The sequence below is a fragment of the Cyanobacteria bacterium QS_8_64_29 genome, from assembly GCA_003022125.1.
Taxonomy (GTDB): domain Bacteria; phylum Cyanobacteriota; class Cyanobacteriia; order Cyanobacteriales; family Rubidibacteraceae; genus QS-8-64-29.
Map to the genome: position 1 here is coordinate 1 of PXQH01000021.1, position 21694 is coordinate 21694.

Annotated in this window: 20 protein-coding genes; 12 read left to right on the forward strand and 8 right to left on the reverse strand. The window is 64.5% G+C overall.

The window, feature by feature from the left end:
• Positions 1-213: 213 nt before the first annotated feature.
• Positions 214-636 (reverse strand): hypothetical protein, encoded by a 423-nt coding sequence (locus BRC58_04035; protein PSP18208.1) that lies wholly within the window; start codon positions 634-636, stop codon positions 214-216.
• A gap of 136 nt (positions 637-772) precedes the next feature.
• Between BRC58_04035 and BRC58_04040 the strand changes: the two genes are divergently transcribed.
• Genes BRC58_04040 through BRC58_04050 form a run of 3 tightly spaced genes read left to right on the forward strand, consistent with a single transcriptional unit; the run spans position 773 to position 3460 of the window.
• Positions 773-1102: a type II toxin-antitoxin system Phd/YefM family antitoxin gene (locus BRC58_04040; protein PSP18233.1), complete on the forward strand. Its 330-nt coding sequence runs from the start codon at positions 773-775 to the stop codon at positions 1100-1102.
• On the forward strand, positions 1044-1379 hold the full coding sequence (locus tag BRC58_04045) for a Txe/YoeB family addiction module toxin (GenBank protein ID PSP18209.1): 336 nt from the start codon (positions 1044-1046) through the stop codon (positions 1377-1379). Before BRC58_04040 ends, BRC58_04045 begins: the two co-directional genes overlap by 59 nt.
• 41 nt (positions 1380-1420) lie before the next feature.
• Complete coding sequence (locus BRC58_04050) at positions 1421-3460, forward strand: histidine kinase (protein ID PSP18210.1); 2040 nt, start codon at positions 1421-1423, stop codon at positions 3458-3460.
• 15 nt (positions 3461-3475) lie between these two features.
• Here BRC58_04050 and BRC58_04055 read toward each other — a convergent pair whose 3' ends face one another.
• Positions 3476-4093 carry a glutathione S-transferase gene (locus BRC58_04055; protein PSP18211.1) on the reverse strand — a complete coding sequence of 206 codons (618 nt, stop codon included), beginning with the start codon at positions 4091-4093 and terminating at the stop codon, positions 3476-3478.
• A 61-nt stretch (positions 4094-4154) separates the two neighbouring features.
• Positions 4155-6899, reverse strand: a complete 2745-nt coding sequence (gene acnA, locus BRC58_04060) for an aconitate hydratase AcnA (GenBank protein PSP18212.1) — start codon at positions 6897-6899, stop codon at positions 4155-4157.
• 203 nt (positions 6900-7102) lie between these two features.
• Here acnA and nrdJ point away from each other — a divergent pair, with 203 nt between their 5' ends.
• From nrdJ to BRC58_04095, 7 genes are all read left to right on the forward strand, one after another.
• Complete coding sequence (gene nrdJ, locus BRC58_04065) at positions 7103-10471, forward strand: ribonucleoside-triphosphate reductase, adenosylcobalamin-dependent (GenBank protein PSP18213.1); 3369 nt, start codon at positions 7103-7105, stop codon at positions 10469-10471.
• A gap of 64 nt (positions 10472-10535) precedes the next feature.
• On the forward strand, positions 10536-10754 hold the full coding sequence (locus BRC58_04070) for a hypothetical protein (GenBank protein PSP18214.1): 219 nt from the start codon (positions 10536-10538) through the stop codon (positions 10752-10754).
• 198 nt (positions 10755-10952) lie between these two features.
• The gene (locus BRC58_04075) at positions 10953-11999 is read left to right on the forward strand and encodes a class 1 fructose-bisphosphatase (protein ID PSP18215.1); all 1047 of its coding nucleotides are present in this window, start codon (positions 10953-10955) and stop codon (positions 11997-11999) included.
• 34 nt (positions 12000-12033) lie between these two features.
• Positions 12034-13188, forward strand: a complete 1155-nt coding sequence (tal, locus tag BRC58_04080) for a transaldolase (protein ID PSP18216.1) — start codon at positions 12034-12036, stop codon at positions 13186-13188.
• Positions 13189-13280: 92 nt separating this feature from the next.
• A complete protein-coding gene (locus tag BRC58_04085) occupies positions 13281-14807 on the forward strand; it encodes a glucose-6-phosphate dehydrogenase (protein PSP18217.1) in 1527 nt (508 codons plus the stop codon).
• 41 nt (positions 14808-14848) lie between these two features.
• Entirely contained in the window at positions 14849-16204 is a 1356-nt protein-coding gene (gene opcA / locus BRC58_04090) for a glucose-6-phosphate dehydrogenase assembly protein OpcA (GenBank protein PSP18218.1), read from the forward strand.
• A gap of 21 nt (positions 16205-16225) precedes the next feature.
• Complete coding sequence (locus BRC58_04095; GenBank protein PSP18219.1) at positions 16226-17584, forward strand: cobyrinic acid a,c-diamide synthase; 1359 nt, start codon at positions 16226-16228, stop codon at positions 17582-17584.
• Between the two features lie 4 nt (positions 17585-17588).
• Here BRC58_04095 and BRC58_04100 read toward each other — a convergent pair whose 3' ends face one another.
• Positions 17589-18116, reverse strand: coding sequence for a translation initiation factor IF-3 (locus tag BRC58_04100; GenBank protein ID PSP18220.1), 528 nt, complete (start codon positions 18114-18116; stop codon positions 17589-17591).
• Between the two features lie 142 nt (positions 18117-18258).
• Here BRC58_04100 and BRC58_04105 point away from each other — a divergent pair, with 142 nt between their 5' ends.
• A complete protein-coding gene (locus tag BRC58_04105) occupies positions 18259-19179 on the forward strand; it encodes an alpha/beta hydrolase (protein PSP18221.1) in 921 nt (306 codons plus the stop codon).
• Positions 19180-19198: 19 nt separating this feature from the next.
• Here BRC58_04105 and BRC58_04110 read toward each other — a convergent pair whose 3' ends face one another.
• Positions 19199-19651, reverse strand: coding sequence for a tRNA-specific adenosine deaminase (locus BRC58_04110; GenBank protein PSP18222.1), 453 nt, complete (start codon positions 19649-19651; stop codon positions 19199-19201).
• A gap of 90 nt (positions 19652-19741) precedes the next feature.
• On the opposite strand from BRC58_04110, the gene BRC58_04115 reads away from it, so the two are divergent.
• Positions 19742-19921 carry a hypothetical protein gene (locus BRC58_04115; protein ID PSP18223.1) on the forward strand — a complete coding sequence of 60 codons (180 nt, stop codon included), beginning with the start codon at positions 19742-19744 and terminating at the stop codon, positions 19919-19921.
• Here the strand turns inward: BRC58_04115 and BRC58_04120 are convergent.
• The 3 genes from BRC58_04120 to BRC58_04130 form a co-directional block, all read right to left on the reverse strand.
• Entirely contained in the window at positions 19918-20421 is a 504-nt protein-coding gene (locus tag BRC58_04120; GenBank protein PSP18224.1) for a hypothetical protein, read from the reverse strand. The two genes, BRC58_04115 and BRC58_04120, sit on opposite strands and share 4 nt — an antisense overlap.
• Before the next feature lie 13 nt (positions 20422-20434).
• Positions 20435-20761: a hypothetical protein gene (locus BRC58_04125; GenBank protein ID PSP18225.1), complete on the reverse strand. Its 327-nt coding sequence runs from the start codon at positions 20759-20761 to the stop codon at positions 20435-20437.
• A gap of 101 nt (positions 20762-20862) precedes the next feature.
• The gene (locus tag BRC58_04130) at positions 20863-21690 is read right to left on the reverse strand and encodes a 4-hydroxy-tetrahydrodipicolinate reductase (protein ID PSP18226.1); all 828 of its coding nucleotides are present in this window, start codon (positions 21688-21690) and stop codon (positions 20863-20865) included.
• Between the last annotated feature and the right edge of the window lie 4 nt (positions 21691-21694).

Here is a 21694-nt window from a genome sequence, read left to right on the forward strand (position 1 = left end):
GATTTCGGCCCAAAGCTCGTCAGGCACGAGCGGCTTAGCCATGGCACAGATCGGAGCTCTCTACCCCTATCTATACCAGTTTTGTTAGGCGCTCTAAGGTCTTGACGGGAAGCTTGCAAGCGCGATTGCGAAGTAACGTTTAGCATAGGCAGTTTTGGTTTGAGCCAGCGATGGTGGTGCTGTGGTTACCGGTCCTGGTGCAGCTCAAACAATTTACTGCGACAGCCTAGGTGCCTCGGCAGCTGCGTTGCCGGTACTGGCGGTCGGCTGGGCCTCGGGGACGTCGCTGCGGTTGATGGCCTGCAGCAGCAGGTAGTTCAGCAACGTGCGCACCGCAATGATGGCTGCCAGGCGGGCAATGTCGCTCCACTGTGTGGAGATCATCGTTTTGAGGATGCTGGCGCCCACCAAAAAGCTCAGCCCCAACGAAAATGAGTACCCCATGGCCAGGCGGCTGCGCTGGAAGGTCTCGGGGGAGTTGGTGCCAAACAGCGACCCGCGCAAGAAGATCAGCAAGCCGCGGGTCACCCCAAGCGCAATCACAAACAGCGCCAGCAACTGGCAAACGCTGGTCAGAATGCCGTTGCTTTGGCAAACCAGCGCCGCTAGCTCGCTGCCGATCACGCTCAAGTCCATGGCAAGCGGGCCACTGCGAAAAGTGCCTTCATGGTAGTGCCGCTGCGGGCAACTGACAGTGCAACGGCGCCCATGCAGTCAATCGGCCCGCAATGCTAGGGTTCCTGTACAGGACGCGGTCAGGACCATGCAACCCATCGCCGACACCATCTCGTATACGCACGCGCGCAACCATTTGGCCGCCATCCTCGACCGGGTCGCCGAGTCGGAGTCGGCTTACGTCATCAAGCGGCAAAACAAACCAGGGGCGGTCCTGCTCTCCGAGGAGAACTTTTCCAGCCTGCTCGAAACGCTCCACCTGCTCCGGTCGCGCCCCAACGCGCAACGCTTGTTCGATGCCCTCGAGCGTTCCTACAACGCGGAAACCCCATCGCAAACGCTAGCGGCGCTATACGAGGAGCTAGGGCTTGCCCAAGCGGAAACGGAAGCAGAACCAGCGCAAGACGCCCAAGGCGGCTCAGCCTGAAGCGAGCCCTCGCAGCTTTGCGCCTGTTTTTGAGCCCGAGTTCAAGCAGGATTTGCGCTGGTGGGGCGAGCGCAACCGGGCTACGTTTGATAAAGTCCTAGCGCTGGTTGAGGCCGTTCTCGATGGCGACCCTTTCACGGGTAAGGGCAAACCCGAGCCGCTCAAGTTTTTAGGCGCTGGCATTTGGTCGCGCCGCATTACGCTAGAGCATCGCCTCGTCTACCGCATTGAAGGCAACACCGTTTATTTTTTGCAAGCGCGCTACCACTACGCTTGAGGCGGGCTAGATACCAAGGTAGGGGGCGATCACGGCGACCGATGGATTCCGGCACCGAACGCGCAGCGCAGCAAGCCAGCGAGTACCGCCCCATTTTTGAGGCGGTGGAAGACGGCCTGATCGTGCGCGATTGGGACGGCCGCATTGTGGATGCCAACCCGGCCTGGTGCCGCATGCACGGTTACGATCGCGCCGAGCTGCCCCAGCTCGATCCCGAAGCCACCATTCACCCCGACTACCGCCACGTCTTGAGCGATTACCTGCGCAACGTGCGCGCCGGGCGATCATTCCACTGCCGCGCTGTAGACGTGCGCAAAGACGGCACGGCTTTTGAGGTGGAGGTGCGCGGCAAGCCCTTTACCTATCGCGGCGAGCCCCACATCCTGGGCATCGTGCGCGACATTACTGCCAGCATTCGGGCCGAGCGGGCGCTGCGCGCCTCGCAGGCCAAATTTGCCAAAGCTTTCCACGCTAGCCCCGATCCCATGGCCATCACCACGCTGGCCGAGGGGCGCTACGTCGAGGTCAATGACAGCTTCCTCGAGACCTTTGAGTACCGCTTGCACGAGGTGCTGGGCCGCACGACCGCCGAGCTTAACCTGTGGGCTGACCGGCAGGCTTGGCCCCGCATCCGCGAGGCCCTGCAGGCCCACAGATCCGTTCGCAACCGCGAGCTCAACCTGCGCGCCCGCTCGGGCACCCTGGTGACGGTGATGCTCTCGGCCGAGGCAATCGAGTTGGAGGAAGCGCCCCACGCGCTAATTGTGGCCACTGACATTACCGAGCGCAAGCGCGCCGAGGCCCAGCGGCAGTTAGTCGCCGAGCGCGATCGCCTGCTGCACGATATTGCCCAGCGCATCCGGCGCTCGCTGGATCTCGACCGCATCCTCAACACCACCGTGGCCGAGATCCGGGGGCACTTGCAGGCCGAGCGCGTCCTGGTCTGCTACGACTACTCCGCCCAAGCCATTGCGGCCGAGTCGGTCCACCCAGACTGGCAGCCCGCTCTGAGCGGGCAACTGCAGGACCCGAGCTACCGCCAGCACTTGCAGGCGTTGTACGCCCCCGGCCGGACCTACGCAGTCGCCGATGCCGTCACGAGCGGCGATGCCATCGCCCAACCGCCCGTGCGCGGTCTGCTGAGCGTGCCGCTGTGGCTGGGCGACCAGCTGCTGGGCGCGCTGATCGTCCAGCAGTATTCGGGGCCGCGCCACTGGCAGCCGTTTGAGGTTGACTTGCTCGAGCAGTTGGCGACCCAGGTGGCGATCGCGCTGCAGCAAGCGCACCTCTACCAACAAGTGCAGACGCTCAATGCCACCCTAGAGCAAAAAGTGGCGCAGCGCACCGAGCAGCTCAACCGCAAGCTCCAAGAGCTGCAAGACCTGTACCAGCTCAAGGATGCCTTCCTGCACGCGTTCTCCCACGATTTACGCACGCCCATCATGGGCACCAAACTAGTGCTGCAGCGCCTGCTGGGCAGCGATGGCGAAGCCGCCCCCGATCCGGTACCCGTGCCGCGCTCGACGCTGGCGCGCATGGACCAAAGCAGCGATCGGCAGCTCAACCGCATTGATGCGCTGCTGGAAGCCCACGCCAGCGAAATTGAGGGGCTGACGCTGCACCGGCAGTCGCTGGCGCTGCCCGCGCTCGTGGCGGGCTACCTGCAAGATCTGGAACCGCTACTAGAGCGGCACGAGGCGCGCGCTATCAACCTCATTGGCGCTCGTTTGCCGGCGGTCAGTGTGGACCCCACCCAGCTGCAGCGCGTTTTTGACAACGCCATTACCAACGCCTTGGAGCACAACGCACCGGGGCTGAGCGTCATCCTAGCCGCCCAGGGCACCGCGAGCGGCTGGGTGCGCTGTACCATTACCGATAGTGGTCAGGGCATGAGCCCATCGCAGCGCGAGCGCCTGTTCGAGCTCTACGCGCGCGGCAAAAGCGGGCGAGCCCAGCTCGGGCTGGGGCTCTACCTCTGCCGCCAGATTGTCGAGGCCCACGGCGGTACCATCGGCGCTGCCAGCCACCCGGGGGTAGGGACGACGCTGTGGTTCACGCTGCCGCCAGCTGGTGCGGACTAGCGCAGCGTGGGACCCTCAGTCTTGCTTGGCCCGGGCAAACGCCGCTCGCGCGCGCAACCGCTCCAGATACTCGCGCAGGACCGGCTCCGAGGCCAGCATGTCCAAAAAACGGGCCCACAGCAGCACGCCCCCAACCACCACATCGGCAGCTGTCAGCCCGTCGCCCACCAGGTAAGAGCGCGCCGCAAGGGTCTGGCGCAGCGGTAGCGCGGCCTGCTCGAACCACTGCTGCAGCTGCTGTCCCGAGGTTTGGGCGGGTTGCGGTTTGGGCAGGAGCTTCTCCGAGATCTCGGGGCGCGAGTAGAACAGGTAAGCCTCCACCGGCGGCTCCAGCGTGGCGGTAGCGTAGAACAGCCACTGGTAGTAGGCGGCGCGCGCGCTGCTCCCCGGGAGCGGGGCCACGCCGCGTTCGGGGTAGCGATCGGCGAGGTAAGCGCAAATCGCGCCCGACTCAAACGTGACCGTCTCGCCATCCTCCAGCACCGGGACTTTCCCCTGCGGGTGCTTTTGGCGGTAATTGGGTTGCTCGGTATCAGCCAGCGAGACGCGTACCAGCTCGTAGGGCAGCGCCATCTCCTCCAGCAGCCAGCGCGGGCGCAGCGATCGCGTGGTGGGGATGTGGTAGAGCTTCATGCCCCCTTCCGAGTTGCAAACCGGTTAGTCGCTACGGTAAGGCCGCCCAACCCATCGGTGCCTAGCTTGCCGATCGCTTTTGCAGGCTCGGCAACTGGTGCTCGGCCTGCTGGCTCAGCGATTGCACCACGTAATCCAGGATGCCGCCATGGCGGTAGTACGTCACCTCCTCAGCCGTATCGATGCGGCAGGTTACGGGTACAGCCTGCGAGCGGCCGTCGCCAAAGTACACCGTCACCGTCAGCGTTTGGCCGGGCGCCAGCTCGCCGCGGGCCAGGTCGGTAACGTCGAAGGTCTCCTCGCCCGTGAGGCCGAGCGTCTGCCGCGTCGTGCCCGCCTGGAACTGCAGCGGCAGCACGCCCATGCCCACCAGGTTGGCGCGGTGGATGCGCTCGAAGCTCTCGGCAATGACCGCCTTGACCCCCAGCAGGCGCGGGCCTTTGGCAGCCCAGTCGCGCGAGGACCCCACTCCGTATTCACGCCCGGCGACCACCACGGTCGGCACGTCCTGCGCGCAGTAGCGCATGGCGGCATCGTAGATAAACAGCAGCTCGCCGCTGGGCTGGTGGCGGGTGACGCCGCCTTCCATCTCAGGGGTCATCTCGTTGCGCAGGCGGACGTTGGCAAAGGTGCCGCGCAGCATGACCTCGTGGTTGCCGCGGCGGGCGCCGTAGGAGTTGAAATCGCGCGGCGCTACGCCGCAGCTCTGCAGGTAGCGCCCGGCCGGGCTGTCTGGCGCGATCGCGGCGGCAGGCGAGATGTGGTCGGTGGTGACGCTATCGCCTAGCAGCGCTAGCGGACGCGCGCCGCGGATGTCTTCGGTGGGCGGCAGTTGGCGGCTAATGCCGTCAAAGAACGGCGGCCGCTTGATGTAGGTCGAGCTCGCATCCCAAGAATAGGTCGTGCTGCCTTGCGCCTCAATCTGGCGCCAGGCCTCGGTGCCGGTAGAGACATCCGCGTAACGGCGGCGGAACAGCTCCGGGGTCAGTGCCTGCTCGATGGTGGCCTGCACCTCGTGCGGGCTAGGCCACAAATCGGCCAAATAGACCGGCTGACCGGTGCTGCCCGTTCCCAGCGGCTGCTCGAGCAGGTTGCAGCGCATGGAGCCGGCCAGCGCGTAGGCCACCACCAGCGGCGGCGAGGCCAGGTAGTTGGCGCGCACCTGGGGCTGGATGCGCCCTTCAAAGTTGCGGTTGCCCGAGAGTACCGAGCAGGTAACGAGTTCGTAGCGCTCAATGGCCTGGCTGACCGCCTCGGGGAGCGGGCCGGAGTTACCAATGCAGGTGGTGCAGCCGTAGCCGACGATGTTAAAACCGAGTGCATCCAAATCAGCCTGCAGGCCCGCGGCTTGCAGGTACTCGGCCACTACCTGCGAGCCCGGGGCCAGCGAGGTTTTGACCCAGGGTTGGACGCTCAGGCCTCGCTCGCGCGCCCGGCGCGCCAGCAGTCCAGCCGCCACCATGACGCTGGGATTGGAAGTGTTAGTGCAGCTGGTAATGGCGGCGACTACTACGTCGCCGTGGGTCAGGCCTCGCTCCGTCCCGGCCAGGGGGGCTGCCATCTTCCGTTGGGCAGCCGGGATGTTGAAGCTGCGCTCGAGTTCGCCCTCAAAGGCCGTATCGGCCTGCGAGAGGCTAATGCGATCTTGGGGCCGGCGCGGCCCGGCGATCGCGGGCTCCACCTCGCCCAAATCCAGCTCCAGCACTTCGGAGAACTGCGGTTCGGGCGTGCTGGCATCGCGCCACAGGCCCTGGGCTTGGGCGTAGGCATGCACCAGCTCGGCGCAATCGCCGCGGCCGGTAAAGCGCAGGTAGCGCAGCACTTCCGCATCAATGGGGAAGTAGCTCACCGTGCAGCCAAACTCGGGCGACATGTTGGCCAGCGTGGCGCGATCGGGGAGTGTGAGCCCATCCAGGCCATCGCCGCAAAACTCGACAAACTTGCCCACCACGCCGTGCTGGCGCAGCAGTTGCGTCACTGTCAGGACCAGATCGGTCGCGGTAGCCCCCTCGCGCAGGCGGCCGGTGAGCCGGACGCCTACTACCGGCGGCAGCAGCATGGAAATGGGCTGGCCCAGCATGGCGGCCTCGGCTTCAATGCCGCCCACGCCCCAGCCCAGCACGGCCAGGGCGTCAATCATGGGCGTGTGGCTGTCCGTGCCCACCAGCGTGTCGGGGACGGCCAGCGGGCACCCAGTGAGCGGATCCGGCTCGGCGCGCACCACCTGCCCCAGGTACTCCAGATTGACCTGGTGGCAGATGCCGGTGCCGGGTGGCACCACGCGGAAGTTGTCGAACGCCTGCGCGCCCCACCGCAAGAAGGTGTAGCGCTCCCGGTTGCGCTCGAACTCGCTGGCAACGTTGCGCTCGAGCGCATCCGAGCTGCCAAAGCTGTCCACGTTCACCGAATGGTCGATCGCCAAGTCCACCGGTACGAGCGGGTTGATGGCGTTGGGATCGCCACCTAGCTCTTGCATGGCATCGCGCATGGCGGCCAAATCGACCACCGCTGGCACGCCGGTCAAGTCCTGCATTAGCACCCGGGTGGGGCGGAAGGCAATCGCCTGCGAGCCTGCCGTCTGGGGCCACTGCGCGATCGCGCGGATGGCCTCGGGCGTTACGCTCTGGCCGTCTTCGTGCCGCAGCTGGTTCTCGAGCAGTACCTTGAGCGAGCGCGGCAGGTGGCTTAAATCGCCCAACTGGGCCTGGGCGGCTGGCAAGCTATAGTAAGCGTACTCGGTGCCGCCTGCGGTGAGCGTGTCTCGGGTGTTGAAGCTGTCGTGCGCCATGGTTGCGGCCAGAGGCATCCCTAGGGAGTTAAGTGCTTTATCGTAACGCAAGCGCGAGCCCGCGGATGGCCCTCGCAAGCTTGCCGGGCCGCTCGCCCCAAGCAGGCACTGAATGGCGGCGAAGCGCGCTTGGCGCTAGCTGTAGTGCGGCGAAACGCTGATTTGCCAGCCCGGCGCTAGATATGAGAAGCTGGGGCTGCACTCAGCTTAGCTCTGCCCGCATGGTCCGCCAGCTCGAATCGCCCCAAACCACCGGCTTCCCAGCCAACGCTCCAGCGGCCAACCCGGTATTTTTCCGTACCTACAGCCGCCTGACGGCCGAGGGGCAGCGCGAGAGTTGGGCTCAGGTTTGTGATCGCGCCATTGGCGGCTTGGTCGAGCTGGGGCAGCTGACCGGCAGCGAGTGCGAGCTGCTGGAGCGCACCATGCGATCGCTGCAGAGCTTGCCGGCCGGCCGCTGGTTGTGGGTAGGCGGCACGCCCTGGCTGCAAGATCCGCAGAATTATTCGGGTGCCTACAATTGCACCTCTACTGACGTGGTGGACTGGCGCACCTTCGGCCTGATGATGGATCTGGCCATGATGGGCTGCGGCACCGGGGCCGTGCTGGAGCGGTACTACATCGAGCGCCTGCCGGCGATCCGCAACCAGCTCGAGGTACGCGTCACCGGCACGGTGGGTACAGTCCCAGCCGGCCAGCGGCGCGAGGCTACCGAGGTCGATCCTGCCAGCAGCGGCGCCGTTCACATCCAGGTGGGCGATTCGCGCCAGGGCTGGATCCGGGCCTATCAGGCGCTGCTGGAGCTGGCCAGCGACGGGCGCATGGCGCGCGAAATTGCAGTCACGGTCGATCCCAGCCACGTGCGGCCCGCAGGCGAACTGCTCAAGGGCTTTGGCGGGGTGGCCAACCCCATCAAGTTCCCCGATCTGTTTCCGCGCATGGCGGCCATCCTCAACCGCGCGATCGGGCGGCAGCTCAACGCTGAGGAGTGCTGCCTGCTCATCGACGAGGCAGCCGCCACCATTGTAGCCGGCAACATCCGCCGCTCGGCCGGCATCCGCCAGTTTGATGCCGACTTCCCGCTGCTCAAGCAAAACCTGTGGCAGCCCGACGAGCAGGGCAACTGGCGCATCGATCCCGAGCGCGATGCGCTGCGGATGGCCAACCACACCCGGGTCTTCCATACCAAGCCGGACCGCCAAACGTGCATTGAGGCCGTGCGCAGCCAGTACCACTCCGGCGAAGGCGCTATCCAGTGGGCCGGCGAGGCTGTCGCGCGCGCCAACGCCGACCTTGCCGACACTCCCGAGCGCAAGGCCGAGCTCTTAGCGGCCTACGAGCGCGGCGATGCCCGAGGATGGCTGCAGCAGCGCGAGCCCAGCCTCGATGCCAACGAACTGGATCACCGCGTCGCCCGCTACGGGCTCAACCCTTGCCTGACAGCCGACACATGGATTCACACCGAGTCCGGGCCGCGCCAGGTTCGGGAGTTAATCGGGCAACCAGCCAATCTTTACGTTGACGGTGTCTCGTTCAGCACGACAGCTGAAGGCTTCTTCTATACCGGCACTCAGCCGGTCTACGAACTCGAAACCGAGCGCGGCTATCGGGTCAGGCTTACCGCCAACCATCCCGTTCTTCGTGTCAGCCGGCAAACGCAAAAGCGCCAGCGTACCGAATGGATCGAGGCGGGCAAGCTGCAGCCTGGCGATCGCATCAAGTTACACGATCACCGCAGCATCCAACCTTGGTGCGGTCACGGCACTTTCGAGCAAGGGTGGCTGCTGGGTGAACTAATTGGTGACGGCAGCCTCAGCCGGAATGAAGCGAACTACAGCCGAACCGGAATTTTGCGATTCTGGGAAGGCACAAAACAGCAAATGGCGGATAAAACCATTGAGCGTGGTGGAGGTCAGACAGCCATCCTCAACCGCCACAATAATTGTTTGCAAGTTAGTTCGGCTCAGCTTTATGAGTTAGTTGGCGCTTACGATATTACGCCGAACTGCAAAACGGTAACGCCTGCAATCGAACGTGCGAGTTACGAGTTTTACCAAGGTTTCTTGCGCGGGCTGTTCGATTCAGATGGCAGCGTTCAGGGCAATCAGCAGAAAGGAATCAGCATCCGGCTTTCCCAGAGCGATCTGCCGCTTTTAGAAGCAGTCCAACGGATGCTGGCACGGCTTGGTATTGCTGCCACGCTCTATCGCAATCGCCGCCCAGCCGGCTACCGGCTCATGCCAGATAGTGATCGCAATCCTGCTGCTTACCGCCATCAGGCGCAGCACGAACTAGTCGTTACTGGCGAAAACTTAAGCAAGTTCAAAACTGTCATAGACTTCGATGACCCTGAAAAGTCGGATCGCCTGAGTGCTGCTTTAGCTAACTATCAACGCACTCTCAATCGCGAGCGCTTCGTAGCCCAACTCAAACACGTTCAGGCTGATGGGATTGAGCCTGTTTACGATTGCACGGTCCCGCAAGCAGCTCGCTTCGATGCCAACGGTCTAGTCGTCCACAACTGCGGCGAGATTATTGGCTCCAACTTTCACTGCAACCTCTCTGAGATCCACCTCAACCAAATCGATCCCAGCGACGAGCAGGCGCAGCGCGAGGCCTTCCAGGCCGGTGCCCTCTCGGTGGCGGCGCTGCTCCACCACCGCTTTGTCGAGCCGCGCTATCAGTACAGCCGCGAGCTCGACCCCATTGTGGGCGTCTCCTTTACCGGACTGTTCGATTTTTGCGTGCAGGCGTTTGGCGTGGACTGGCTGCATTGGTGGGAACAGGGACGGCCCGATACCGAGCAGGGGCGCGCCTTCAAGCGCCAGGAGCAGCAATACCTCCAGCACTGGCGCAGCATTGTGCGCGACACCATCTGGGACTACTGCGACCGCCACGGCCTCAAGCGGCCCAATCGCTACACCTGCGTGCAGCCCTCGGGGACCAAATCGTTGCTCACCGGTGCCTCGCCGGGCTGGCACCCACCCAAAGCGGCGCGCTACCTGCGCCGGATCACCTTCCGCAAAAACGATCCGGTGGCGCTGGCCTGCATCGACTACGGCTACAACGTCATCCCGGCCCAATCGGACAAGGACGACAACGGCAACCTTCTCGACGATCCCTTCGACGAGCGCTGCACCGAGTGGCTGGTCGAGATTCCGGTGTCGCTGCCCTGGGCGGATCTGCCGGGGGCGGATGCCATCGACATCAGCAGCTTTAGCGCCCTGGCCCAGTTCGACTTCTACATGCAGGTGCAGCGCTACTGGACCACCCACAACACCTCGGCCACGCTCGAGTTCCGCGAGGGCGAGATTGAGGCTCTCGGCGATCGCATCCACCGCGCCATCCGCGACGACGAAGGCTACATCTCGGCCGCCTTGTTGGCCCGCTTTGACGACCACCAGAGCTTCCCGCGCCTGCCGTTTGAGCCCATCGGGCAGCAGCAGTACGAGCAGCTGATGGCTGAGGTGCGCCAGCGCTGCCGTGAGCCGGACTTTTACGCGGCGCTGCAGCGCTACGATGCGGGTGCATTCGACGAAAACGGGCCGGCGGCTTGCGACTCCGACCGGTGCCTGTTCCCCGGCCAGTAGCGCGTGGGGCCTGCGCTAGGCTTAGGTCGGTGCCGTCCGTACTGCAAGTTTGGCAGGTGAGCTGATGTTTTTGGAAGAACTCTCTCCGCTTTGGCGGGAGCTGACGCAGGAGCCCGTGGCGTTTGTGGGCGGCTTTGTCGCCGGCGCCTTCCGCCTGGACCCGGCCGAGGATCCGCTGCGGAGCTGGCTCCAGCGGCAAGGGGCCAACTTTGAGGGGAGCGGCAGCGACAGCAGTGCTAGCGATGGCAACGGCGGCGGCCCGCAGTCGATTGCCATCGAATGAAGTGGTCGCGGACATCGGCTAAGCCCGCGCTCATCCGAGCTGCGTACCGTTAGAAGGTAGCGGCCATCCCAATCAAGCCCCAAAACGCGATCGCGGCAACATGCTGGCTCAGTAGGGGTCGCTAAGATCGAATTGGGTGGTGCCGTCCTGACCGATGGCAGAAAAGCGATGCCCCAACACTGGGGAAGGTGAGCAGCGATGAGCGATGGGAGCGCTTTCCAGGCACTGCCCACCGAGCGCGGTTATACCACGCTATCGCAGCACGTTCGGGGCCAGCTGGGCGACGATGCGTCGCGCGCCTGGCGGCTGAGCGCTGCCCTGGACCGGATTGCCCTAGCAGGCAAGGTGATCGCCCGCTGCCTGAGCCGCGCCAGCTTGGTAGAAGGTGGTTTGGGGGTGACGGGCGAGAACAACGTCCAGGGCGAGGCAGTCAAGCCCATGGACACCTATGCCAATGAGGCCTTTATCGCCGCCTTTCGCAACAGCGGCCTGGTTAGCACTATTGTCTCGGAGGAGATGGCCGAGCCCTACGAGCTGCCCGAGAATGCGGCGGAGGGCAGCTATGCGCTCGCGCTCGATCCCATCGATGGCTCCTCCAACCTCGATGTCAACCTCAATGTGGGCACCGTCTTTGCCCTCTACGAACGCCCTGACGGCGCGATCGCGCAGGGACTGCTGCAAAACGGCAGCCACCCGCTAGCGACTGGCTACGTTCTCTACGGCGCCAGTACCATGCTAGTTTGCTCGTGGGGCGACGGCGTGCGGCGTTTCAGTCTGGAGCCCAGCCTGGGCGAGTTTATCCTGACCGCTCAGGGAGAACGCATTCCCGAGCGCGGCTCGCTCTATAGCATCAACGAAGGCAACTTCCGGCATTGGGAAGCGCCGCTGCGCGATTTCATCCGTCACGCGCACCAAGCCGAGGATTACAGCGCTCGCTATAGCGGCTCCCTAGCCGCCGATTTCCATCGCATCCTCAGCCAGGGCGGCGTTTTTCTCTATCCGGGTACGCACGAGCAGCCGGCGGGGAAGTTGCGCTGGCTTTATGAAGCAGCCCCGCTGGCCTTTCTCGTCGAGCAGGCCGGCGGTTGTGCCAGAACCGGGAAAGCGCGCATCTTGGATGTGGTTCCCGAGGGCTTGCACGCCCGCACGCCGCTGGTCGTTGGCAGCCCGGCCAACGTCAGGCAGGTCGAGTTGTTCGTGCGCGCGCCCGCTCAAGCCTCAGAGAGCGCCGCAACAACCCTATAGAGGCACCATCGCAAAGCCTGTAAGGAGGCAACCCATGACGGCAACGAGCAATCCCATTTTTCAAATCGAGCAGCAGTACGGCCAGAGCATCTGGATGGACAACCTCAGCCGCGACTTGATCCAGTCGGGCGAGCTCAAGGAGCTGAGCGAGAGCCGCGGCATCCACGGCATTACCTCCAATCCCACCATCTTTGAAAAGGCCATTACCGGCAATAAGGTCTACGATGCCGACATTGAGGCCGGCATCCGCGAGGGCAAATCCATCCAGGCAATCTACGAATCGCTGATCTTCCAAGACATCCGCGATGCCTGCGACACGCTGCGGCCCATCTACGACGAGACCAACGGGCTCGATGGCTACATCAGCATCGAGCTGCCGCCCACCATGGCCAACGATACGGACGGCTCGGTGCGCGAGGCCCGGCGCTACTTCGAGCAGATCGGGCGCGACAACGTCATGATCAAAATTCCGGGCACTCGCGAGGGGTTACCGGCTGTGGAGCAGGCCATCAGCGAGGGCATCAACGTCAACATCACGCTGCTGTTCTCGGTGGAGAGCTACATCGAGACGGCCTGGGCCTACATCCGCGGGCTGGAGAGGCGCGCCGCCGCGGGCCAAGACATCAGCCGGATTGCCTCGGTAGCCAGCTTTTTCCTCAGCCGCATCGACGCCAAAGTCGACGGCCAGCTGAACAAAAAGCTAGAAGCAACCCAAGACGAGACCGTCCGGGCCAAGCTTCAAGGCCTCAAAGGACAAACAGCCATCGCCAACGCCAAGATCGCCTACCAAAAATTCAAAGCAATCTTCACCAGCGATCGCTGGAAAGCTCTCGAGGACCAAGGCGCCAAGCTCCAGCGCCTGCTTTGGGCCAGCACTGGGACGAAAAACCCCGACTACAGCGACGTCATGTACGTCGATGCCCTGGTGGGGCCCCACACCGTCAATACCCTACCGCCCGATACCTTCGAGGCCTGCTCCGACCACTGCTCGCCGGGGGGCAACCGCGTGGAAGAAAACGTCGAGCAGGCCTATCAAGTCGTGGAGCAGCTACGCGATCCAGACGCCAACATCGACCTCGATGCGGTCATGGACGAGCTGCTCAGCGAAGGTATCGACAAGTTCGTCAAGCCCTACGAGTCCCTACTGTCCTCGCTCGAGAGCAAGGCCCAGCAGCTCACCCAGGTCTAGCGCGGCCAATCTAGCCCTGGCGCTGCCAGCAGCCGGCAGCCGACTGCTGGCAGCGCTGCGGCAGTTACTCTATTGCAAGCGGCAAGCGAGGCATGACGGCACTGGCAGAAAACCCCCTTCGCATTGGGCTGCAGCGGGAGCGCATCCCGGAACCGCTGATCCTGGTTATTTTTGGCGCTTCTGGGGATCTGGCCCAGCGCAAGCTGGTTCCGGCGCTCTATCAGCTCAAGCGCGAGCACCGCTTGCCCCCCGAGCTGACCGTGGTGGGCGTGGCCCGGCGCGAGTGGAGCCACGACTACTTTCGGACCCGCATGCGCGAGGGCATCGAGCAGTTTAGCGGCGGCATCGGCTCCGAGGAGATTTGGGACGACTTCGCCCAGGGGCTCTACTACTGCTCGGGCAACCTCGACCGGCCCGAGAGCTACCAAAAGCTCAAAGCCTTTCTCGAGGAGCTAGACGGCAAGCGCGGTACGCGCGGCAACCGGGTGTTTTATTTGGCGGTTTCGCCCAAATTTTTCCCGTCGGCCCTGGAGCAACTGGGGGCCGCCAACATGCTGGCCGATGCCAGCAAAACGCGGCTGGCGATTGAGAAGCCCTTCGGGCAAGACCTGAGCTCGGCGCGATCGCTCAATCAAGTCGTGCAAGGCGTCTGCCACGAAAAGCAGGTCTATCGCATCGACCACTACCTGGGCAAAGAAACCGTACAGAACCTGCTGGTGTTTCGCTTTGCCAACGCCATTTTTGAGCCGCTCTGGAACCGCCAGTTCGTCGACCACGTACAAATTACGGTGGCCGAGAGCGTAGGGCTCGAAGATCGCGCCGGCTACTACGACAGCGCCGGCGCCCTGCGCGACATGGTGCAGAACCACCTCATGCAGCTGCTGTCGCTCACGGCCATGGAGCCGCCTAACGCGCTCGATGCCGACAGCATTCGGGCGGAAAAAACCAAGGCGCTGGAGGCGATCCAACTCGCCGATCCCGACAACCTGGATCGCTCGGCCGTGCGCGGCCAGTACGCGGCCGGCTGGATGAAGGGCCAAACCGTCCCCGGCTACCGCGAAGAGCCGGGCATCGATGCCAACTCCACCACGCCCACCTTCGTTGCCATGAAGCTGCTGTGCCACAACTGGCGCTGGCAGGGCGTGCCCTTCTATCTGCGCACCGGCAAGCGCTTGCCCAAAAAGGTCTCCGAGATCGCCATCCAGTTCCGCGAGGTGCCGCACGCCATCTTCCAGTCGGCCGCCCGGCAAACCAATGCCAACGTGCTGACCCTGCGGATCCAGCCCAACGAGGGAATCTCGCTGCGTTTTGAAGCCAAAATGCCAGGGCCCGAGCTGCAGACGCGCTCGGTGGATATGGACTTTAGCTACGGCTCCTCGGGCCTGGCCAACACCGAGGCCTACACGCGCCTGCTGCTTGACTGCATGCTGGGGGACCAAACCCTATTTACCCGCTCCGACGAGGTGGAGGAATCGTGGCGCATTATTACCCCAGCCCTCTCGGCTTGGGATGCGCCTGCCGATCCGGCCACTGTGCCGCAGTACGAGGCTGGCACGTGGCAGCCCACCGAGGCCGAGCAGCTCATCAACCGGGACGGCCGCCGCTGGCGCCGGCTGTAATCCCGTTCGAGGCAACGATTGGCGATCGCTAGGAACGGCCTATGGTCTCGCTACAAGCCCCCGAGGACATCTCCATTGAGGACATTGAGGCGCAACTGCGCCAAATCTGGCAGCGCATTCGCAAAACGGGCGACGCCGAAGGGCTATCGGCCTCGCGCGCGGCCACCTTTAGCCTGATCGTCTACGAGCCCGAAGAAACCCAGCAGCTGCTGGCAGCCCTGGGCTTTTACGACGGCTCGCTCGATGGCATTGTCGGGCCGCGCACGCGCGCCGCCATTGAGGCAGCCCAGCAGGCCTACGGCTTCCCGGCAACGGGGACGCCCCAACCCGAGCTGCTGGAGCAGCTGCGCGCGCAGTGGCACCAGCAGCAGGATCGGCTGGGCAGCGCCCAAGAAAACGGCGCCGCCGCCTTGCACGCCTACCGGCAGCTGCAGGGCAGCCAGATTGTGGAGAAGCTGGCCGAGTCCAACCCTTGCCGCATTGTGACCCTATGCCCGGTGGCGGGCGAAGACCGGGGGGTCAGCGCCCAGGTCTCGGCCCACTGCCCCATCGACCATCACGGCCATGGCAGCGCGCTGGTGTGCTGCGAGTACATCACGCTGCACGGAACGGCCCAGGCCCTAGAGCGCGCCGGCGGTCTGATTGCCGGGCTGATGCTGGGCGATCTGCCCAAGTTCCTCTGGTGGCGGGCAACGCCGCAGCCGGACGACACGCTTTTTCAGCGCCTAGCCAGCGATAGCGACCTCACCATCCTCGACTCCAGCACCTTCGGCGACGCCGAGGCCGATTTGCTGCGCGTGGGCAAGCTGCTCGGGCGCGGCCTGCCCATTGCCGATCTCAACTGGCGGCGGTTGGCCCCCTGGCAGGAACTGGCGGCCGAGGCCTTCGATCCCCCCGAGCGGCGCGATGCCCTGCAAGAAGTTGATCGCGTCACCATCGACCACGAAAAGGGCAACCGCGCCCAGGCGCTAATGTATCTGGGCTGGTTGGCCAGCCGCTTGCAGTGGCAGCCTGTGGCCTACACCCGCGAGGGCGGCGACTACGACATTCGGCGCGTCACCTTCGAGGGCAGCAACCAGCGCACGGTGGAAGCCGAGCTGGCTGCCATCCCCACTGCTGATTGGGGCGACATTCCCGGCGACCTGATCGATTTGCGCTTGAGCTCGACCAATCTGGATGCCGACTGTTGCACGGTGCTGTGCTCCGAGACCACCGGTTGCATGCGCATGGAGGCTGCCGGTGGGGCGCAGGCATGCCGCATCCAGCAGGTAACGCCGCTGTTCGATCAAAAAACCGAGGAGCTGCTGTCGCAGCAGCTGCAGTACCAACGTCAAGAAGCACTGTACGGCGAGAGCATGGAGACCGCGCACGAGCTGCTGGCGCTGGGCGCGGATTGAGTGTAGGCAGGCGGAGCGGCCATGGCTGCCATTATCGCCGGCGAGCGCAGCGGTGCTGGCAAAACCACCGTGACGCTCGCCCTGCTGTCGTACTACGCCCATCGGGGCGAAGCCGTCCAATCCTACAAAGTGGGGCCGGACTACATCGACCCCATGTTCCACGCCCGCCTGACAGGGCGCCCCTGCCGCAACCTGGATCCGGTCCTGACCAGCGAGGCCTACGTGCGCGCATGCTTTGCCCGCCACACCGGCGGCGCCAGCCGCGCCCTGGTGGAGGGCGTCATGGGCCTGTTCGATGGCATTGGTTGGGGCGAGACCGCTGACTTTGCCAGCACGGCCCACATCGCGCGGCTGCTGGATCTGCCCGTCATTCTAGTGCTGGATTGCAGCCGGCTCTCGGGCTCGGTGGCGGCCCTAGCGCACGGTTACTGCAGCTACGACCCCCATCTCACCATTGCTGGCGTGGTGCTCAACCGCGCGGGCAGCGATCGCCACTTGGAGCGGTTGCGAGCGGCCCTAGTGCCGCTGGCGCTGCCCGTTTTGGGCGCCATCCGCCGCCAGGATGCCATCGCACTCCCCGACCGGCACTTGGGCTTAGTCCCGACCGAGGAGCTCGAGCAGTGGCATGCCCTAACCGAGCGCCTCGCCCACTTGGCGCGGGACTGCTTCGACTGGTCGCGCTTGGAGCCGCTGCTGCGGGCGCCCGCACCGGCCGCGCCGCAAGCGCCACCGCCTGCCCAGGAAGCTCCCGTGCAGATTGCGCTGGCCCGTGATCGCGCCTTTAGCTTTTACTATCCCGACAACTTGGAGCTGCTGCAGCGTTTGGGTGCGCAGTTGCTGCCCTGGAGCCCGCTGCAGGATCGCGGCCTGCCGCAAGGCACCCAGGGCCTGTATTTTGGCGGCGGCTTTCCGGAGGTGTTTGTCCGGCAGCTGGCCGACAACCGTGCTGCCCGGCAGAGCGTGCGAGCTGCCATCCAAGCCGGGCTACCCACCTACGCCGAGTGCGGCGGGTTGATGTATTTGGGGCAGCAAATCGCGGACTTTGACGGCCGCGCGTGGCCCATGGTGGGCGCGCTGCCGGTGCGCGCGCGCATGACCCAGCGCTTGACCCTGGGCTACCGCCAGGCGACCGCCGCCCGCAACACGTTTTTGCTGGGGCGCGGCGAGCAGTGCTGGGGGCACGAGTTCCATCGCTCCCAGTTGGCAGCTGGCCCAACCACCCCCATTTGGCAGCTAGCCGAGCTCGGCACTGAGCGGCCGCCCCCTGGGGAGGGGTGGCCCGGCGATCGCCTGCATGCCTCCTACCTTCACTTGCACTGGGGGGCAGCGCCCGCCCTACCGCAGCGATTCCTGCACTGCTGCCGCCGCGTCGCCCCCTGAGTGCCTACTTTTTGGGCGAGAGCATCATCATCATGCTGCGCCCTTCGCGCTTGGGCGCTTGCTGGATCTCGCCGATTTCCTCAACATCGCCGGCCAGGCGCCGGAGCAAGTCCTCGGCCATATCGGCGTGCTGGATCTCGCGGCCGCGGAACGTCACCGTCGCTTTAACCTTGTCGCCGTCTTTTAAAAAGCGCTGCGCCCGACTGACGCACACGTTGTAGTCGTGCTCGTCAATCTTGTAGCGCATCTTGACTTCTTTAACATCAACCTGATGCTGCCGCTTTTTGGCATCCCGCGCTTTGCGGTCCTGCTCGTACCGGTACTTGCCGTAGTCCATGATCCGGCAGACAGGCGGGTCAGCCTTGCTACTCACCAGGACCAGATCCAGGTTTTGGTCCTCGGCAAGGCTCTGCCCCCGATCGGTGGACATGACGCCCCATTGTTCGCCATCGGGCGAGATGACGCGTACCTGGTCGTAGCGGATGTTTTCGTTGATGGGGGGGATGGAACGGTTGCGCTTTTTGCTTTTCACGGATGCCTTTGTCAGAACGGTCTGGCAGGTGTCAAAACCTTAGTAAGGAACAGTGGCCATTTTAATGGGCTGACCGCGGGCAGTTCCATCGCTGCTGGCCGCGCTTAGCATGGGGGAAACAATCGCTGCCCGAGGATCCTGCATGCTGACTGCCGATCGCGGCGCGCAACGCCAGCGTACGGGCCGCCAGCGCGATTGGATCTGGCGGGGTTGGCAAACGCGCTACAGCTACCGACCGGCCGCGCATCCGGCGGCATCCGCCCGGGCGCCGCTGATGCTGCTGCACGGGTTTGGCGCCTCGCTGGGGCACTGGCGGCACAACATGCCCGCGCTCAGCCAACAGCGCCCGGTTTACGCGCTCGATTTGCTGGGTTTTGGGGCCTCTCGCAAGGCAGCGACCGACTACAGTGTCGATCTGTGGGTCGCCCAAACCTACGACTTTTGGCAAACGTTTGTCGGCACGCCGGCCGTGCTAGTGGGCAACTCCATTGGCGCCCTGGTGAGCGCGATCGCGGCAGCCCGCCACCCGGAGATGGTAGCTGGGGTGGTTCTGTTGAGCCTGCCGGATGTCTCGCTGCGGCAGCAAGCCATCCCGCGCTGGATGCGGCCGGCCGTCACGGCCGCCGAGCTGACAGTTGCCTCCCCGCCGCTGTTGCGGCTGTTGTTTGCGCTGCTGCGGCGCCCGCGCTGGCTGCGGCGCGGCATTGGCTTGGCCTATGCCGACCGGCGGGCTGTCGATGCCGAGCTAGTGGAGCTATTGGCAGCGCCCACCCGCGATGCGGGAGCCGCCCGCACCTTCGTGCGGCTGTTTCGCGCCTTTAACCGCCCCGACTTTACGCCACCCACGCAAACGGCCATTCCCCAAATCGCCGCCCCCATCCTGCTGTTGTGGGGGCTGCAAGATCGCATGGTGCCGCCGCGCTTGGCGCACCGCTTTAGGGACCTCAATCCGCAGCTGCAGCTGGTCGAGGTGGCCGGCGCCGGTCACTGCCTGCACGACGAGCAGCCCGATCGCTTCCACCGCATCTTGCTCGATTGGCTGGCCGCCACCGTGGACGGATGAGCCGCCGCGCCAACCGAGCTCAGCCCAGTGGCGGATCGCGGCTAATGTCCTCGTGCCAAAGCTGCGGTTGCGCAGCGATGAAATCGGCCATTAGGTTAATGCAGTCGGCCGCGTCGAGCACCTCAACGCCTATCCCGCGCGCCCGCAGCAATCGCTCCTCACCGCAGAAGTTGCGATTCTCGCCAATGACAATCTGGGGGATGCCGTACAGCAGAGCGGCCCCCGCGCACATGCTGCACGGTGACAGCGTCGTGTAGAGCGTGGCGCCGGCATAAAAGCTGGCCGGACGGCGTCCGGCTCGCTCCAGGGCATCCATCTCGGCATGCAAGATGGCGCTGCCTTGCTGGCACCGCCGGTTGCGCCCCCGACTGACAATCCGGCCGCCCGCAACGAGCGCAGCGCCAATGGGAATGCCCCCCTCTTCCAGCCCCTGATGGGCTTGCTCTAACGCTGCCTGCATGAACGCGTCCATAAGGGGTAACCAACAAGCCGACCGGTCGTGTCAAGATGGTAGCAGCCCTTCCCGCCGGGGAAAGGCGCTTGCAGCGCGCAGGGGGCGAGCATGACGCGCGCTCGGATCGTGGCTATCTTAACCGGGGCCCTGTCGATCGCCATCGCCCTTGCCTATTTGGGCTTGGTCTTGCTGCTCGATACTCGCGGCGAGATGCAGCCGGCGCCCATCACTGAGACTGTCCCGACCGGGTCGCTCGGGCACGCGGCGAGCGTTACCCGCCCTAGCTAGGCTTGCGGCGCTTGCACCTCGAGGGTGCCGCGGAACATGTTCATGCCGCAGTGGAAGGTGTAGGTCCCGGGTTGCTGGGGCGTAAACTCGATGGGCGTGGTTTCGTTGAGCCCCAACTCCGCCGAGCGGTGGAACTCGGGCAGTAGCACCCGCTCCAGGCAGCTGTTGGGATCGGTGCGGTAAAAATTCAGCCGCACCGGCTGCCCGGCGCGGACGATCGCGCGATCCGGTTGGTAGCCACCATCGACCGTAACGGTCAATGACTGCACGCCTTGCTGAGCGCGGGCGGCTTGCGCCGGCCGCCGGCCCAGCCGGAACCACCAAAACTCCAAGCTGATCGCGGCGATGCCGCCTAGGGTTACGCCCACTTTGAGTGCTAGCGGTTGCTCGATGGTACGAAACGGGGCCGCCCCTTCAGCAGCAAGGGCGAGCTCGGGGGCGCTAGCAGCCCCCAGAACCCAGCCCGCGGCAATAGCCACCAGCAACCCTTGTGGGCGCATGGCACTTACCCCATCAGCGCGATCCGGTCGAGGAAGCTGAGCTCGGGCGCGCTTGCGATTGCGCCCGCTTGGCCGAGCGCTCCGACTCCTCGGGGTCGATGGCCGTGAGCTCGATGTTGTTAAACAGGGTGGTGACAAAGGCAAACAGCAAAAACGGCAGCGAGAGTACCAGGATCAGCCCGACTGTAATGAACGCGTAAATCTGACGGGTTGAGCTCCACAAAGCCAGCGCTGTTGCCAGGCTGCCAAAAATAACGAACAGCCAAACGACGATTTGCAGGTAAATATCGCTGAAGGTCAGCGTGCAATTAAAGCGATATTTTTGCAGCAGCTCGCTCATAACCTACCTCGACGGTGGCTTCCCCAGGGCCAGCCTGCAATGGCTAGCTGGGTGCTTAAATGATAGCCAATACAGCGGCCTTGGGATGCGGCAGCTGCGGGCTAGAGCAGCTTTTCCAGGCCGTAAACCAGCTGCTTGAGCTGGGTCACTTGGCGGATGCCCAGCAGCACGCCCGGCATAAAGGCGGCCCGATCGATGGTGTCGTGGCGCAGCGCGTACGTCTGCCCGGTTGCGCCGAATGTGACTTCCTGCTGCGCCACTACCCCCGGCATGCGGACGCTGTGAATGCGGATGTTGTCGTTGGCCAGCCCGCCGCGCGCGCCGCTAAACGTTTCTTGCTCGTCCACCTCGCGCGGGTTGTAGCTTTTGCCCAGCCCCGATAGCATTTGGGCGGTTTGGACGGCTGTGCCGCTGGGGGCATCGGCTTTTTGATTGTGGTGCCGCTCGATAATCTCAACGTGGTCGAAGTACTGCGAGGCCTGGACGGCCGCCCGCTGCAGCAGCACCATGCCAATGGAAAAGTTGGGGGCAATGAGCGCGCCCGTACTGGCCTTGTCGGCAAAGTCAGCTAAGTCGTCGAGCTGCTCGGCCGTCAGGCCGGTCGTACCCACCACAGGCCGGACGCCATAGGCGATCGCGGTGCGGACGTTCTCGTAGATGCTGTCCGGGTGCGTAAAATCGACCATGACCCCCTGGGTTTGCTCTTGGGTCGCAAAGACCAGCATCCCCTGCAGGTCGTTCATTAGTGGCACCTCAACCGCACCGCAACCAGCCAGCTCGCCGGCGTCTTGGCCCATGACGCTGGTATCGCGATCGATAGCACCTAGCAGCGTCATGTCCTCGGCCTGGGCAACCGCTTTGACGGCCTCGCGGCCCATCTTGCCGGCGGCGCCGTTAACCACAACGGGGATGGGGGCTTCGTTTGCCATGGCG